Here is a 14,945-nt window from a genome sequence, read left to right as displayed (position 1 = left end):
GCGGCCGATTCCCACCACCGACCAAAGTCGAACCCACCCCAGCTTCCCGGCCGATGCCGCGAACTCCCGCCTCGCACCAAGGTGATCCCACAACCCCATCACCTGAGGAGCCCGCAATGCCGAAGCCCAACCCCGTCACCGCGATGCCCCCGATGCCCGCCGCTACCCCTGACGCCCCGTCTCAGGCGCCTCGCCGCGTCCCCGGCCGGAGCCGCCTGGCGGTCGTCGGCGTCGCCGCGCTAGCAGCGCTAGCGGACTGGGCGATCCTCGCCCCGCTCGCCGGCCTCACCCTGGAGGCCCGCCAGGGCGGGACCCAGCACATCGGCGCCATCGCCGTCGTAGTCTCGACGATCTTCGTCGCCTTCGCCGGCTGGAGCCTGCTCTCGATCCTCGAGCGCCGTACGCCGCGCGCCCGCGACATCTGGACCGTCATCGCGACCATCGTCTGCGTCACGTCGCTCGGCAGCCCCCTGACGAACGGGATCGGCACCAGCGCCAAGCTCGGCCTCGCCTCACTCCACCTCGTCGTCGGCGCGATCGTCATCCTCGGCCTCCGCCGTACCGCCCTCACCGCCGCCGAACGGTGCCGAGGGGGCATCTGAGAGCTCTGCGCCTACTGCGCGGAACTCTCAGACGCCCCCTAATTGAGCCGCTTGGTAGAACCCCCGGATGTGCGCGGTCACCAGTTCGGCCGCGCGCTCCGGCTCGCCGCCGCGCACCGCCGCGAGGATCGCGCGGTGTTCGGACCGTAGCCCGACAGCCGTCCCCTCCCAGTCCGGAAGATTGGGTACGGCGGCCAGCACGTACCCGTGGATCGCCGACCGCAACGACGTCATCACCGCGGCGATCAGCACGTTCCCGGCGAGCCCGGACAACGCGACATGGAACTCCGCGTCGAGCAGGTGGAACTCCTCCGGCGACAACCCGGCGTCGTCCATCCGGTCCAGCAGTTCCTCCGCGACCTTCAGCTCGCCCGCCCCGAGTTCCCGCGCCGCCGCCTCCCGCGCCGACCAGGACTCCAGCAGCAGACGGGTCTGCACGACGTCACCCATCGGCAGGTGATTGGTTGCCAGGTGCAACCGCAGTACGGCGGTCAGCGGCGAAACCGGCTCCGCCACGATCACCGCACCCGCCTCGGGACCGGATCCGGTCGCGGTCCGTACGACGCCCATCGCCTCGAGCACCCGGACCGCCTCCCGCACCGACGGCCGGCTGATCCTGAGCTGTTCGGCCAGCGCCCGCTCACCGGGTAACCGCCCGCCGATCCGCAGCCGCCCCGCCGCCAGGTCGGCCTCGACCCGATGCAGGACCAGCTCGTAGTTCTTCATGCGGACGAGCCTACCCGTGTGGTCGGACCACAGGTATGGTGTGGTCCGACCACAGATTGAGCCGGGAGTTGTGATGACCGATCGCCAGATGCCCAAATGGTCCGAGTTGAAGCCGCTGCTGCGGCCGAAGCCGGTCACGGTGAACGCGACCGAGCGGCGGCTGGAGAAGGCGCTGACGATCGCGGACCTGCGGGCGATCGCGAAGCGCCGGACGCCGCGCTCGGTGTTCGACTACACCGACGGCGCCGCCGAGGCGGAGATCAGCCTGCGCCGCGCCCGCCGGCTGTTCGCCGAGATGGAGCTGCAGCCGTCGATCCTGCGGGATGTCTCGGACATCGACCTCGGTACGTCGATCCTCGGCGGCCGCTCGGAGTTGCCGTTCGCGTTCGCGCCGACCGGCTTCACCCGGATGATGAACCACGAGGGCGAGAGCGCGGTCGTGAAGGTCGCCGAGCAGGTCGGCATCCCGTACGCGTTGTCGACGATGGGCACCACCTCGATCGAGGACGTGGCGGCCGCGGCGCCGGACGCGCGCAAGTGGTTCCAGCTGTACGTCTGGAAGGACCGCACCGCCGGTGAGGACCTGGTGAAGCGGTCGGCCGCCGCCGGGTACGAGGCGCTGATGCTGACCGTCGACGTACCGGTCGCCGGCGCTCGTCTCCGCGACGTACGCAACGGCTTCACGATCCCGCCGTCGCTGACCGTGAAGACCGTCCTGGACGCGTCCCTGCACCCGGCCTGGTGGGCGAACCTGCTCACCACGCGACCGCTGACGTTCGCCTCGCTGTCCAACTGGGACGGCACAGTCGCCGAGCTGCTCGACAAGCTGTTCGACCCGACGATGACGATCGACGACCTCAACTGGCTGCGATCGATCTGGGAGGGCCCGCTGATCGTCAAGGGCATCCAGACCGTCGAGGACGCGCGCCGGGTGGTCGACGCGGGCGCCGACGCGGTCGTGCTGTCCAACCACGGCGGTCGTCAGCTGGACCGCGCGCCGACGCCGCTGCGCATCCTCCCGGAGGTCCGCAAGGCGATCGGAACGGATGCGGAGATCTACCTCGACACCGGCATCATGTCCGGCGCCGACATCGTCGCGGCGATCGCGCTCGGCGCCGACGCCTGCCTGGTCGGCCGCGCGTACCTGTACGGCCTGATGGCCGGCGGTCAGCGTGGCGTTGCCCGCGCCGCGGACATCCTCACCAAGGAGGTCCGTCGCACGATGGCCCTACTCGGCGTCTCCAGCGTGGCCGAGCTGAACCCGTCCCACGTCCGCCTGCCCTAACGACGGCAGCGTCAACCAAAACGACCTACAGCGGCAGGGTCGCCGTGATCCGTAGACCGCCGGCCGGTGTGCGGTTCGCGGTCAGCGTGCCGCCCAGCGCGGTCGCACGCTCACGCATCCCGGAGATGCCGTTGCCTTCCTTCGGGGCCGCGGCCAGGCAGTCACCGTTGTCGTCGATCTGGAGCACCAGCGCCTGCTCGCCGTACTGGATCCGGACCGTCGCCGACGTCGCGCTCGCATGCCGTACGACGTTCGTCAGCGACTCCTGGACGATGCGGAACGCGGCCCGGTCGAGGCCACTCGGCAGCGGCCGCGGCTCGCCGTGAACGATCTTGTGCACCTCGAGGCCGGCCCTCTCGGTGCGGCTGATCAGGTGGTCCAGGTGATCGAGGCCGGCAACCGGTGTACGGGGCGCGGACTCGTCGGACTGACGCAGTACGCCGACGATCGATCTGAGCTCGACCAGGGCCTCCTTGCTCGCGTCCTTGATCGCGGAGAGCGCAGGGGCGGCCTGCTCGGGCTGGCGGTCGACCAGGTGCAGCGCGGTGGACGCCTGCACGTTGATGAGCGAGATGTGGTGTGCCACGACGTCGTGGAGCTCCTGCGCGATCCGCAGGCGTTCCTCACCGGCGCGGCGCAGTTCTTCCTCTTTCCGCGTACGCGCCGCGGCCATGACGCGGTCGCGGTGGGCGCGGAAGAGTTCGGCGAGGAACCCGAGTACGCAGAAGCATGTGCCGACGAGCAGGACCTGGTACACGCCCTGCTCGTTGATCCCGAGGATCATCCGTCCGCCGACGTGCCCGACGTACAGCGTGATCAGCCCGACCCAGCCCGCCAGCCGATGACCTAGCCGGATGGTGGTGAACACGGCGATCACGAACGCGAAGATGACCGGGCCCCACGGGTACTCGCGGAGCATGTAGATCAGCGTCGAGATGACAGTTGCCCACAGCACCGGGATCGGCTTGGTGCGCAGCCAGTACAGGGAGAGCGCGCCGACCAGCAGCAGGACCACCATGAGCCAGTCGGGCTCATGGCGGTCGGTCTGACCACGCGACGCGCCGAACGACCCCACCACCGAGAACACGGCCAGCGCCACCGGCAGCAGGACGCGGCGCACGCGGGCCCCGAGGGTCGGGACGTGGACAGGTTCGGTCACACTACGAAACCGTAGAGGGCGGCCGGGGCGATGTCATCGTCGCCACGGAGTACTTCGGTCTGCGCCCGCTGCGGTAGTTCAGTACTTGACCTTGTAGATCTTGTCCTCGTACGCCTGCCCGTAGTACTCCTCGAGCGTCGCGAGCTCCTCGTCGGTGCGCTCCAGCGTCTGCGAGATCCGCGCCCGGGTCGTCACCGCGTCGGGCTCCCAGGTCTCGGGCTTCCACAGCTTCGAGCGCAGGAACGCCTTCGAGCAGTGGTGGAAGATCTCCTCGATCTCGACCAGCAGGGCGAGCTGCGGGCGGTTGCCCTTCACGATCATGTCGTCGAAGAACGGCGCCTCGCTGACGATCCGGGCGCGGCCGTTGATCCGCAGCGTGTCGCCGCGGCCGGGCAGGAAGTAGATCAGCCCGACGTGCGGGTTGGAGAGGATGTTGGTGAACCCGTCGACCCGCCGGTTGCCGGCTCGTTCCGGGATCGCGATCGTGCTCGCGCCGAGGACCTTGGTGAATCCGGCCGGGTCGCCCTTGGGGGAGACGTCGCACGTACCGTCTTCGGCGGAGGTGGCGACCAGGCAGAACGGCGACGCCGCGAGCCACTCGCGATCCAGGTCGTGCAGCTCCTTGCGGGTCTTGCCGGCGGCTGCTGCCAGCGGTTGCGGAACGATCTCCCGCAGCTCGTCCTGCGTAGTGATTTCGACCAGTCCGGGAATCTCCATCAGGCGGCGCTCTCCTCTACCAGCGACGGCGTGGCGTCCTCGTTGACGGCCCTCGTCCGCGCAGCCCATCGTACGGCGGGACCAGTTGCGCAACTGGTCCCCAGGAACAGTGCACCGACCACCAGCCAGCCGATCGGACCCCATCCGAGGACGACCGTGGTGAGCAGTGCCGGGCCGAGCATCCGGGCGACCGCGGGGCCGGTGCCGAAGAAGCCCTGGTACTGGCCCTGCTTGTCGGCCGGCGCGAGTCCGAAGCTGATCTCCCAGGCGCCGGACGCGAGCTTCATCTCGCCGAGGGTGAGCAGCGCGGCGGCGACGACGAGAACGCCGGCGGTGGTGGCCGGTCCGAGATCGGCTGCCGTCACAGCGAATACCGCGCAGGCGGCCAGCATGGCAACACCGGCGTACCGGACCGAACGGGCGGCGGTGCGCAGATCCTTGACGCTCTTCGCGATCCGGACCTGGAAGAACGTGACGCCGAGCGTGTTCACGATCATCAGCGAGGCGACGACCCAGCTCGGAGCGTTGGTCCGGGTGACGATCCAGAGCGGACCGACCAGGCTGATGAGCGGCATGAAGAGCAGCATCACCGCATTGATCAGCGCGAGAACGGCGTACGGACGGTCATGCAGCACCGCCAGCCTCGGCTCGCCCGTGACGCGGCGGGTGGTCGCGATCGACGGCACCCGGCGCAGCAGCCCGGCCGCGATCAGGAAGCTGAGCGCATCGATCCCGAACACGATCAGGTACGCCGCTTCGCTGTCGAACCGGAGCGCCACACCGCCGAGGAGCGCGCCGAGCGCGAGCCCGGCGTTCACCGTGGCCTGCAGGAACGCGCGGATCCTGGTCCGCTCCGCCGGGGCGACCAACCCGGCCAGCAACGCCTGCCGCGCCGCGGTGATCCCGGTCTGGCTGCACGCGTAGACGATGGCGGCGATGAGGAAGCCGGCGAAGCTCCGGACGACCAGGAACGACGCGACAGCCGTCGCGGTCGTCAGCGCCAGCAGGACCGCAGTGCCACGCGATCCCCGCCGGTCCGCGAGGTTCCCGAGCGGCACGCCCGCCAGGAATCCCACCAGCCAGGCGATCGTCAGCCCGAGGCCGACCTCCGCGGTCGAGAGCCCGACGACGCGGGTGAAGAACAACGCCGAGGTGACGACGAACGCACCGTCGCCGACCGAGTTCGCCAACTGCGCCATCGCCACGTCCCGCGGCGCTCCGGCCGGGGGGAGGATCTGCCCAAGTCTGCTGCTCATGTCCTTGAGCCTAGGGTTCTGGCGGCCCAAGCGTGAGTTCCATTTGTGCTGCTAAATCATGGGCCACTTTGCCCTGTGGACAACCCGGATCGGCGGCCGGAATCGCGGCATCTTTACAGACATGAGCTTCGAGAATCTGTCGTCCACCTGGGTCGACCAGCCCCTCACCGATCCCTCCGTCGCGGCCGACGCCGTGGACCTGATGGTCAGCCTCGGGGACCGCCGCCGAGGCACCTTCACCGTCCTCATCTGCGACCTCGACAACCGCTACCTAGCCACCGTCGCCCTCGAACTTCCCGCGACCTTCTCCTTGGACCCCAGCCCCGCTCAAATTTGCGAGACCGCCCTCCACCCGATCATCCCCGCCGTACACACCGCACCCGGCACAGCTCTCGTCTTCGCCCTTGGCCGCCCCGGCCCCGCCCACCAGACCGACCTCGACACCCAATGGGCCCAAGCCGCCACCACCATCTGCCGAGCAGCCGGCATCCGTCTACTCGGCTTCTACGTAGCCACCAAGGACGGCATCCACCAACCAGCCCTCACCGAACCGGCCGCCGCATGAACGCTGTCACCGCACCCCACGAGGCCGGAACTGAATGCTGATCCGCGGCCCGACCCGCCCCGCCGCCTTCGGAATCGCATGCTCCCAGGTCCGCTGACACGAACCACCCATCACGATCAGATCCCCATGCCCCAACGGATACCGCACAGTCGAACCGACCGGCCCACTCGACGCCCCCGGCCGCGGCCGCAGCGCCAGCACCCGAGGCTCACCCACCGACAGGATCGCCACCATCGTGTCCTCGTGGTTCCCGCGCCCGATCCGATCCCCGTGCCACGCAACGCTGTCCTTCCCGTCCCGGTAGAAACACAACCCAGCCGTCCGGAACGGCTCACCCAACTCGTCCGCGTAGTGCGCACTCAACACATCCCGGGCCTCATCCAGAATCGGCACCGGCAACTCCGCGTTCTCCCCGTAAAAACACAACAACCGAGGCACGTCGACCACCCGGTCGTACATCTGCCGCCGCTCCGCCTGCCAAGGCACCTCCCGAGCCAGCCGCTCATACACCTGATCCGCCCCCGTCAACCACCCCGGCAGCACATCAACCCAGGCCCCCCGCCCCAACTCAGCCCGCACGAGCCCACCCAAAGACCCCAACACAGGATCCGCAAAGGCATCCAGCAACGACCCCTGAAGCTCACCACCCATCCCCCCACAATACCCGAAACTCGAACAAACGTTCCCCTACCCACCCACCCCACTACCTCCTCCGACCCAACCCACCGCGCCCCCTCCATCCACGCCCCGCAGACCCACCCGCAGCGCCAGCCCCGAAGCCCCGGGTCATATGCACCCAAGTCCCGCACCCCAACGGCTCAGCCTGGCCTGCATCGACCGGACGCCCCGCCTACACACCTCTGCGTGCATGCGCACCCTGCCCGTGCCGCCCCCGCATCCCCACATGCCCGGCCCACGAAGGATGCAGCTCAGGCGCCCGCCGCCCGTGTCCCGCGCTCCCGACCGTGCTGCCCGCCTTCGCACCGGCAGCCGCACCGCCTATGCCCATCCGGCGCGCCCTCCGATCCCCTCGGGCGCGTGCCGACGCCCCGCTGAGCTCTGTCACGGGCGCCCGCCACAGCCACCGCATATACCCACCGCGCCCGCCGACATGCACCCCGCCCACGCATGTCCGCCACGCTCCGTGCGCAGGATCGAACCGCTCCATAACGCGATCCACCCCGCGACCAACCGACTCGCACCGCGTATACACGTTTCCCGGTATGCCGGTCGTGTGACGTTTCCCCTTGTGGATAAGGGAAAACGGGGCTGGACCCGCTCTCCTGCTTGGCATAGAATCGAACGCATGTTCGAGAAAGATCTGGAGTCGCTCCCGACCCGTGACCTGCTGGAAGGCGCCGCGGAATGCCGCGCCATCGCCAGCCAGGCCGACGCGCGGCTGCTGGAATGCGCCCAGATCTACGCCGACCGCTTCCACCCCTCCGCCTGCCAGCCCCGCCCCTCCCGCCGCGCCTATGAAGGCCGCGAACGAGCAGTCGTCCTGGGTGGCGACGGCTGCCCGGAGATCGCCGAGTTCGCGATCGCCGAGTTCGCCGTCGTGCTCGGGGTCTCGCCCGGCGTGGGCAGCGACATCCTCGCCGACGCCCTCGCGTTACGGCACCGGTTCCCGCGCACCTGGGCGAGGATCCAGGCCGGCGAGGCCACCCCGTGGAAGGCTCGCCAGATCGTGCAAGCGTGCAGGAAACTCGACCACGCGGCCGCGGAGTACGTCGACCGCAAAGTCGCCGCGATCATCGACACCCTCCCGCCGTACCGGCTGGAAAAGATCGCCCGCGCCGCCCGCAAACACGCCGACCCCGCCCGCGCCGCCACCGAGACGGCCGAGGCAGCTGACGAGCGCGGCGTTCATGTCGGCCGCGGCGACGGCCACGGCAACAAAACCATCTACATCAAAGCCCCCGCTGCAGCCGTGAATCACTGCAACGCCACCATCACCGACATCGCCGAGGCACTGAAGAAGTTCGGCGACACCCGCCCGGTCCAGCACCGCCGCGCCGACGCCATCGACATCCTCTCCGACCCCCGCTTCACCCAAGAACTCCTCGACCAAGCCCGCAACCTGCCCCACCCACCCCCACCGGACCCGACGACCAGCCCCACCACACCCCAGCCGGGCACCAACCACGAACCCCACACCCCCACAACCCCCGACAACCCAGCGGAGTCGAGCGACGTGGCGGTGCCGCGCAACACCGGAGAGCCGAACAACGCAGCGGCACAGGACGACCCGGTGGTGCCGGACAACTCGGTGGTGCCGGACAACTCGGTGGTGCCGGACAACTCGGTAGTGCCGGACGACGGGGTGCACGACGGTGTGGTGCAGGACGATGCGGTGGTGCCGATTGGTGAGAGCGGTGGGTATGGGACGCAGGCCAGCTCCGCCGATCTGCTGCTTCGCGGCTCTCGACGTCTACCCGACCCGCTCGGGTCGGCAGACTCGTTCGAACGTCCGGCGTCGGTCGAACCAACGGACTTGCTTGAATCGCGGGGGTTGCTCGATCTCGTGGAGCCGGTGGGTCCGCTGGATGATCCGTGGCTGGAAGCTGGCGCGCCCTGTGATCTCGATCCGCCGGCTGATCCGTTCGACAGACGAACGTCAGCGTACGCCGCGGACTCGGTCGCGGACGTCGACGTGGCCGCGTGCGACGGACCGGGTGCGGGTTCGGCGATGGATGCTGCCGCGTGGCGGGTGCTCCGCGCCAAGTTGGCACAGATCAAGCAAGACGCCTACGCCAACCCGAGCTATCCCACCCACCCCGACAGTCCGCCCGACCCCGGCAGTCCGCCCGACCCAGGCAGTCCGGCCGACGCGGGTAGCTCGGGTGAGTCGAGGCGTTCGGGGGTGCCGGTCGACCGAGCCGATGGAATCAGGGGACAGGTGCGTCCGGTACGGGTGCGGGCGGGACGGGCGCGGGTTGGGCAGGTGCGTCCGGGGCAGACTGAGGTGGTTGTGCATCTGACTGATCACACGTTGGCTACCGGTTGTGGGGTGCTGCGTGCTGAGGCGATTGGGCCGTTGCTGGCGGCGCAGTTGACCGAGCTCGTTGGTTTTGGGCCGTACACGGTGAAGCCGGTGATTGATCTGAACGATGCGGTGAGTGTTGATGCGTATGAGATCCCGACGCGGATCCGTGAGCGGGTCAAGTTGATGTATCCGGCCGAGTTGTTTCCGTACGGGACCCGTGAGACCACGGGCACTATCGATCTGGATCACATTGAGCCGTATGACCCGCACGGGCCGACCGGGCAGACGAGCACGGCGAATCTCGCGCCTCTGGGTCGTTTCGGGCACCGGGTGAAGACCCATGCGCGTGGCTGGAGCGTGCGCCGGATCGACTACAGGACACTCGAGTGGAGGACGCCTCACGGGTTCACCTTCCACGTCGACCCCGACGGTACCCACCGAGTCGACCCATGAGTCCCCGTTGAGTTCCGTGAGTCCCCGTTGAGCTTCAGCGCACTCCAGTCGAGTCGGCGCGTACACCCGGATGAGCCAGCGCACCCATATGAGTGTGGGGTGGTGAAACCCGGATGGGTCGGGTGTTTGACCAGTCGCGGCCCGGCTCGCGAGATGCAGGTGGAGTCGGTCCCGGGTGTCCTGTAACGGGTTCCTGCGCCGGGTGTCCTGTCCCGTGTCGTCCTGCGACAGGTGCCCTGCCCGTGTCGTTCGGTGCCCGGTGCCGTCCTGCCCCGTGCCGTCCTGCCCCGTGCCGTCCGGTGCCGTGTCCTGCGCCGTGCGTCCTGTTCAGGATCCGGAGCCGCAGGATCCGCGTCTGCGCCGCGTGGTCGGGCCGGGCGGCCTGCTGGCAGGGCGTCTTGCTAAGGCACGTCGCATTGTGTCCGCGGGAAGGAGGGTTACCTGCGGAGTCGGTCGGGATGATGGGCGGGTGCTGCCGGGCTTCAATGGCCGTGCTGTGGAGGATTCAGGTCTGGGTGGTGAGGCCGAGGGGTGGGTAGTCGGGGTGGGTGGCGAAGCGGGCGGCGACGGTTTGGATTTCGGTCTCGGCCTGTGGCCAGGTGGCTGGTTCCAGGGCGCGCAGGGCGTGGACGGCGGTCTCCAAGCGGGTGCGGAGGCTGGGGGCCTCGGGGTCGCCTGCGTTCTGCGCCGCCTCCAAGCGCGCGATGCAGAAGGACCGAATAGCCGGCAGATGCTGGTACGGAAACACGTCGGCAGTCTGGCGTACGTCGGCGTCTGCCCACCAGCGAGTTGGAGCAGGGTGGACCTGCGGATCGACCAGACTGCTGTACGTCGAGCCGCGCGCCTGGAGGATGAATGCTAATCCGCAATGTCGACGTCCTGGTCGTTCCCGAGCAGGGGGAGTGCCGCGTCGACGAGGCGCAGGACATCCACGTGGACGACGACCGTATCGTCGCGATCACCCCAACCTCCGACGCTCCGGACGCAGGTGAACCGCCGACCGAGGTGGTTGACGGGAGTGGCCTGCTGGCCGTGCCGGGCCTGGTGAATTCGCACACGCACAGCCCGATGGTCATGATGCGCGGTGCGGCCGAGGATCTGGCGATCGAGGACTGGTTCAATCGGCGGATCTGGCCGATGGAGGTGAACCTGACGCCGGAGCGGGTGCGGGTCGGTGCGCGGCTGGCGTGTGCGGAGATGTTGCTGGCCGGCGTCACCACGTTCGTCGACCACTACTTCCACGCCGACGAGATCGCCGCCGCCGCGATCGAGTCCGGGATCCGGGCAGACCTCGCGCCAACGTTCTTCTCCTCCGCAGGGCAGGAAGCGATCGACGCAGCGTTCGAGACAACCCGTGACCTGAGCACACGACATCCGCGCATCACCGCGAGCCTCGGACCCCACGCGACGTACACGGTGGCCGACGACGACCTGCGGCGTACGGCGGACCTCGCGCGGGCCGAGGGGCGACGGATCCATCTGCATGCCGCCGAGACCGACGACCAGACGCAGGCCTCGCTCGACAAGCACGGTGTCACGCCGATCCAGGTGCTCGAGCGGACCGGGGTCCTCGAGGCCGGTGCTCTCATCGCGCACGGCTGCGGCATCCGGGCGGAGGATCTCCCGATCCTCGAGCGGTACGCCGACCGTACGACGGTCGCGTGCTGCCCGAAGGTGTACCTGAAGCTCGCGATGGGCGAGGTCACCCCGATCAAGGGACTGCGATCAGCCGGCGTCAATGTGGGCGTCGGCACCGACGGAGCCGCCGTACACAACACTCTCGACGTCTGGGAAGCGATCCGCATGGTCGCCCTCACCCAGAAGCAGCGCGAACACGACGCCGAATGGATGACCCTCTCTGAGACGCTCCGCCTCGCCACCCGAGGCAGCGCCGCGGCGGCCGGACTCAAGAACCAGATCGGCGTACTTGAGCCCGGCCGCCAAGCCGACATCGCCCTCGTCGACCTGAGCGCACCGCACAACCAACCAATCCACGACCCACGCGCCGCGCTTGTGTACTCGATAAAGGCCTCAGATGTCGTCACCGTGCTCGTCGCCGGCCAGGTCGTGGTGCGCGATCGCCAACTCACGACGATGGACCTAGAAGAGGTCCTGGCCGACGCGAAGTTCCTGGCCAACACCCTCGTAGATCTCTCCCAAGGCGGTGCCGTCCAGCACTACGCCCCGTGATGCAGACTTCTCTCTATGAATGCAGACCTGGGTTCCTGGCGGAGGTCGCCGTTCAGTGGCGGCGGCCTGACCTATGACTGCTTCGAGAAGGGCGAGGGGCCTGGTGTCGTGCTGATTCCGGAGATCCCCGGACTCACACCCGAGGTGGCCGCGTTTGGCGAGCATCTGGTGAGCGAGGGGTTCACGGTCGTGATCCCGTCGCCGTTCGGTACGCCGGGACGCCCGGAGACCACCGGATATGCGCTGGGTGTCATCGCGCGCCTGTGCGTTTCGAAAGAGTTCCGGTGCTTCGCGGCGAACGCCGAGCGCCCGATCACGAAGTACCTGCGGGCCGTCGCGACCGACCTGGCCGCGCGGACGCCGGGCCGCGGGGTCGGTGTGATCGGGATGTGCTTCACCGGAGGGTTCGCGCTCGCCACTGCAGTCGAGGACGTGGTGAAGGCACCGGTCCTGAGCCAGCCGTCGACGCCGTTCGCGGTGAGCGCGAAGCTGCGCCGCGATCCCGGACTGTCCCAAAAGGAGCTCGAGGCGGTCAAGGAGCGCACCCGGACCGACGGGCTGTGCGTCCTCGGGATGCGGTTCAGCAACGACCGGATGGCGCCGGCGGAGCGGTTCGTCACGCTCCGTGCGCAGCTCGGCGACGCGTTCGAAGTGATCGAGCTGGACTCGGCGCCGGGCAATCCGGACGGGTACGGACGCAGCGCGCATTCGGTGCTCACCAGGGACCTGCGTGAGGACCCGCCGAACTCGGCGTACCACGCCCGGACGCGGACCGTGGAGTTCCTCCGCGAGCACCTCACAGCAACGGCGTGACGACGGTCAGTGCGGAAATGTCAAAACTACGTTGGGTAACCCGCGCAGTGTGATTTCGTGCCCCTACCGTGGGGAATTCTGCTAAATGCCTGGGGGCGAAGGTTGCGGTCCGCAAGTGTGGGGGAGCAGTGGGTGACGCCGTTGTCGTTCCTCTGGTCGTGGGTACCGCAGGCGTGGCACGATCGGCCACCAGAGGCACTACAGGGGACGCGCAATGGCGGGTGTCATGCACTGGACGAGTGAGGCTGTATGAACGGGCGGACAGCGCAGGAAAGCCGAATCCCGATGAACGGGAGCGGACCGGCCAACGGAGCCAATGGTCACGCTCCGCAACCAACCACTCACCTTGAACCACCGCCACCATCATCGGAGTGGCAGGCAGAGGAGCAGATCGGCGAGATCCGGCTGGATCAGCCGCAGGACGTCGTACCGCGTTCGGACTGGCTGTCCGAGGTGCGCGACCGGCCGCGGGACCCGAGTGGTACGACGTTGCGCCAGTTCAACACGCCCGTCCGGGTCGACGAGATCGCGGTCGCGGCGATGACGCTCGCCGAGGATCTGCACGGCGCGACGCAGAACATGCCGGAGTCCGTCGAGCTGCGGCGCTTCCGGCGCGAACTCGACCAGGCCGCGACCACCTTCCGCGACCTGGCGACCAAGCTCGAGGTCACCGCCGGCAAACTCGTCCGGCTGGCCGCGAACGAGGGACAGGCCTGCGGCGTCGGCTGGGGCGTTTGTCCCGAGCACGGCCTGACGCTGATGAACGTCGGCGACACCGTGACCTGCCACGTTCTCGGCTGCGGCCGTGAGAACGAGGGCGAGGTGGAACGTTGCGTCCACCCGGTCGGGTACCGCGTCGTCGACGCTGCCGGGCCGTCACTCCTGACCTGCGCCGGTCACGCGATCGCCTGCCGTCTCTACTTCGACAACCCGGTCATCACCGCCACCGCAGACAGCATGGAGCTCTTCTAGACCGTAGGCGCCGTCGGCCGCACCGAGGTCAACGGCGCCTGTCCCTTGAACATGCGGCCGCCGTCGTTCGTGAGGCGGAGGTAGTAGTCGGACGAGCACGCCGTACCGTCCTCGTCGAGCGCGCGGAAGCCTGATCCGTTCGGGACCCACGCCGACGTCTCGGCGGTCTTGGCGATCTGGTTGCCCTCGTTGAACTCGTCGAACATCGAGATGTACAGCCCCTGCACGCCGACGCGCGTGAGGTTGTAGAACTGGCGCCACATCAGGTCGCCGTGCCGCCGGTGCCCGGACTGCAGGTCGCCGGGGATCACGCACGGCTGGTAGTCGATCCCGTGGGCGTTGCAGTCCGCCTGGTCCTGCTGATTCACGTTGTTGTAGTAGTGATCCGCGCCCGCGATGTCACTGATCCGCCCGACCATCCACGGCGACAGCATGTTGAACGCGTGGTACACGTCCAGGTACCCGGGCCGCGAGTCCTCGTTACCCGGCAGCCAGTGCGTCGGTACGCCGCCGATCACGTAGCAGCCCTGCCCCTTGAACCAGTTCACGACGTCCAGGCACACGTCGGCCGGCCATGCCTTGTTGGCCTCGTCGAACCCGAACCCCCAGATGCAGACGACGGGCTTCCCGTTCTGCCGCGCGTACGCCGGTGACGACGTGTACGCGCTCATCTTCGAGGTCCAGTCCGCCTTCATCTCCGACTGCATCGACGTCCAGCCGGTCGCGTCGTACATGATGTAGAACTTCCGCCCGTACTGTTCCGCGGCCTGCCGCATCTTCACGGCCATCGCGTCCCGCGTCGGTCCTTCGCCGCCGGTCGGGTTGAACCGCTGCAGCGCCACCGTGTCGCAGCCGTTCTGCTGCATCCACTCGAAGTGCGTGTTCACGGTCTGCTGGTCGTACGACGAGAACAGCCGAGCCGCCTGCCCGTTCCCGAGATTCCCGTAGGCCGTCTGGTACGTCGACGTGAAGTCCCGGACATCCGGCCAGCTGACGATCGCGGTGTTGGTCGGCGACGGCGGCTGACCCCAGTTGCTGCTCCAGTGCCACCACCCGTTGATCGGTGCACCGTCACCGGCGCAGGCGAACCAGCCTTGGTAGCCGACGGTGACCTTCCCGACGACGTCGCCCGGGGGACTGGCGGCGGAGGCGAACTGGGACTTGGCGGCCAGAGCGGCTGCGGCGGTGGTGGCGAGGAGGGTACGACGGGTGAGCTTCATG

At 68.6% G+C, this 14,945-nt stretch carries 14 protein-coding genes; 7 read left to right on the top strand and 7 right to left on the bottom strand.

Going from position 1 to position 14,945, the window contains the following annotated elements; all coding sequences use genetic code 11:
• The first annotated feature begins 116 nt into the window (after positions 1-116).
• Positions 117-602 (top strand): DUF6069 family protein, encoded by a 486-nt coding sequence (locus OHB24_RS37510; protein WP_327635677.1) that lies wholly within the window; start codon positions 117-119, stop codon positions 600-602.
• A gap of 27 nt (positions 603-629) precedes the next feature.
• Here OHB24_RS37510 and OHB24_RS37505 read toward each other — a convergent pair whose 3' ends face one another.
• Entirely contained in the window at positions 630-1,328 is a 699-nt protein-coding gene (locus OHB24_RS37505) for a FadR/GntR family transcriptional regulator (protein WP_327635676.1), read from the bottom strand.
• A 73-nt stretch (positions 1,329-1,401) separates the two neighbouring features.
• Here OHB24_RS37505 and OHB24_RS37500 point away from each other — a divergent pair, with 73 nt between their 5' ends.
• Positions 1,402-2,613 (top strand): alpha-hydroxy acid oxidase, encoded by a 1,212-nt coding sequence (locus OHB24_RS37500; RefSeq protein WP_327635675.1) that lies wholly within the window; start codon positions 1,402-1,404, stop codon positions 2,611-2,613.
• A gap of 25 nt (positions 2,614-2,638) precedes the next feature.
• Here OHB24_RS37500 and OHB24_RS37495 read toward each other — a convergent pair whose 3' ends face one another.
• The 3 genes from OHB24_RS37495 to OHB24_RS37485 form a co-directional block, all read right to left on the bottom strand.
• Entirely contained in the window at positions 2,639-3,772 is a 1,134-nt protein-coding gene (locus tag OHB24_RS37495; RefSeq protein ID WP_327635674.1) for a sensor histidine kinase, read from the bottom strand.
• A gap of 78 nt (positions 3,773-3,850) precedes the next feature.
• On the bottom strand, positions 3,851-4,489 hold the full coding sequence (locus OHB24_RS37490) for a pyridoxamine 5'-phosphate oxidase family protein (protein ID WP_327635673.1): 639 nt from the start codon (positions 4,487-4,489) through the stop codon (positions 3,851-3,853).
• Positions 4,489-5,745 carry an MFS transporter gene (locus OHB24_RS37485; protein ID WP_327635672.1) on the bottom strand — a complete coding sequence of 419 codons (1,257 nt, stop codon included), beginning with the start codon at positions 5,743-5,745 and terminating at the stop codon, positions 4,489-4,491. The genes OHB24_RS37490 and OHB24_RS37485 overlap by 1 nt, the downstream gene beginning before the upstream one ends.
• A 121-nt stretch (positions 5,746-5,866) precedes the next feature.
• Between OHB24_RS37485 and OHB24_RS37480 the strand changes: the two genes are divergently transcribed.
• Positions 5,867-6,310, top strand: coding sequence for a hypothetical protein (locus OHB24_RS37480; protein ID WP_327635671.1), 444 nt, complete (start codon positions 5,867-5,869; stop codon positions 6,308-6,310).
• A gap of 6 nt (positions 6,311-6,316) precedes the next feature.
• Here the strand turns inward: OHB24_RS37480 and OHB24_RS37475 are convergent, their stop codons facing one another.
• Positions 6,317-6,820 carry an alpha-ketoglutarate-dependent dioxygenase AlkB gene (locus OHB24_RS37475; RefSeq protein WP_442913936.1) on the bottom strand — a complete coding sequence of 168 codons (504 nt, stop codon included), beginning with the start codon at positions 6,818-6,820 and terminating at the stop codon, positions 6,317-6,319.
• Positions 6,821-7,544: 724 nt separating this feature from the next.
• On the opposite strand from OHB24_RS37475, the gene OHB24_RS37470 reads away from it, so the two are divergent.
• Complete coding sequence (locus OHB24_RS37470; RefSeq protein WP_327635669.1) at positions 7,545-9,749, top strand: DUF222 domain-containing protein; 2,205 nt, start codon at positions 7,545-7,547, stop codon at positions 9,747-9,749.
• 505 nt (positions 9,750-10,254) lie between these two features.
• Here the strand turns inward: OHB24_RS37470 and OHB24_RS37465 are convergent.
• Positions 10,255-10,497: a hypothetical protein gene (locus tag OHB24_RS37465; protein WP_327635668.1), complete on the bottom strand. Its 243-nt coding sequence runs from the start codon at positions 10,495-10,497 to the stop codon at positions 10,255-10,257.
• Positions 10,498-10,604: 107 nt separating this feature from the next.
• On the opposite strand from OHB24_RS37465, the gene OHB24_RS37460 reads away from it, so the two are divergent.
• From OHB24_RS37460 to OHB24_RS37450, 3 genes are all read left to right on the top strand, one after another.
• A complete protein-coding gene (locus tag OHB24_RS37460) occupies positions 10,605-11,939 on the top strand; it encodes an amidohydrolase (RefSeq protein ID WP_327635667.1) in 1,335 nt (444 codons plus the stop codon).
• Positions 11,940-11,954: 15 nt separating this feature from the next.
• Complete coding sequence (locus OHB24_RS37455; protein WP_327635666.1) at positions 11,955-12,752, top strand: dienelactone hydrolase family protein; 798 nt, start codon at positions 11,955-11,957, stop codon at positions 12,750-12,752.
• 249 nt (positions 12,753-13,001) lie between these two features.
• Positions 13,002-13,724 carry a hypothetical protein gene (locus OHB24_RS37450; protein ID WP_327635665.1) on the top strand — a complete coding sequence of 241 codons (723 nt, stop codon included), beginning with the start codon at positions 13,002-13,004 and terminating at the stop codon, positions 13,722-13,724.
• Here OHB24_RS37450 and OHB24_RS37445 read toward each other — a convergent pair.
• Positions 13,721-14,944 carry a glycoside hydrolase family 71/99-like protein gene (locus OHB24_RS37445; RefSeq protein WP_327635664.1) on the bottom strand — a complete coding sequence of 408 codons (1,224 nt, stop codon included), beginning with the start codon at positions 14,942-14,944 and terminating at the stop codon, positions 13,721-13,723. The genes OHB24_RS37450 and OHB24_RS37445 overlap by 4 nt on opposite strands.
• Between the last annotated feature and the right edge of the window lies 1 nt (position 14,945).

The organism is Kribbella sp. NBC_00482 (genome assembly GCF_036013725.1).
Lineage (GTDB): Bacteria > Actinomycetota > Actinomycetes > Propionibacteriales > Kribbellaceae > Kribbella.
This window is presented reverse-complemented; position numbering and strand designations above follow the sequence as displayed.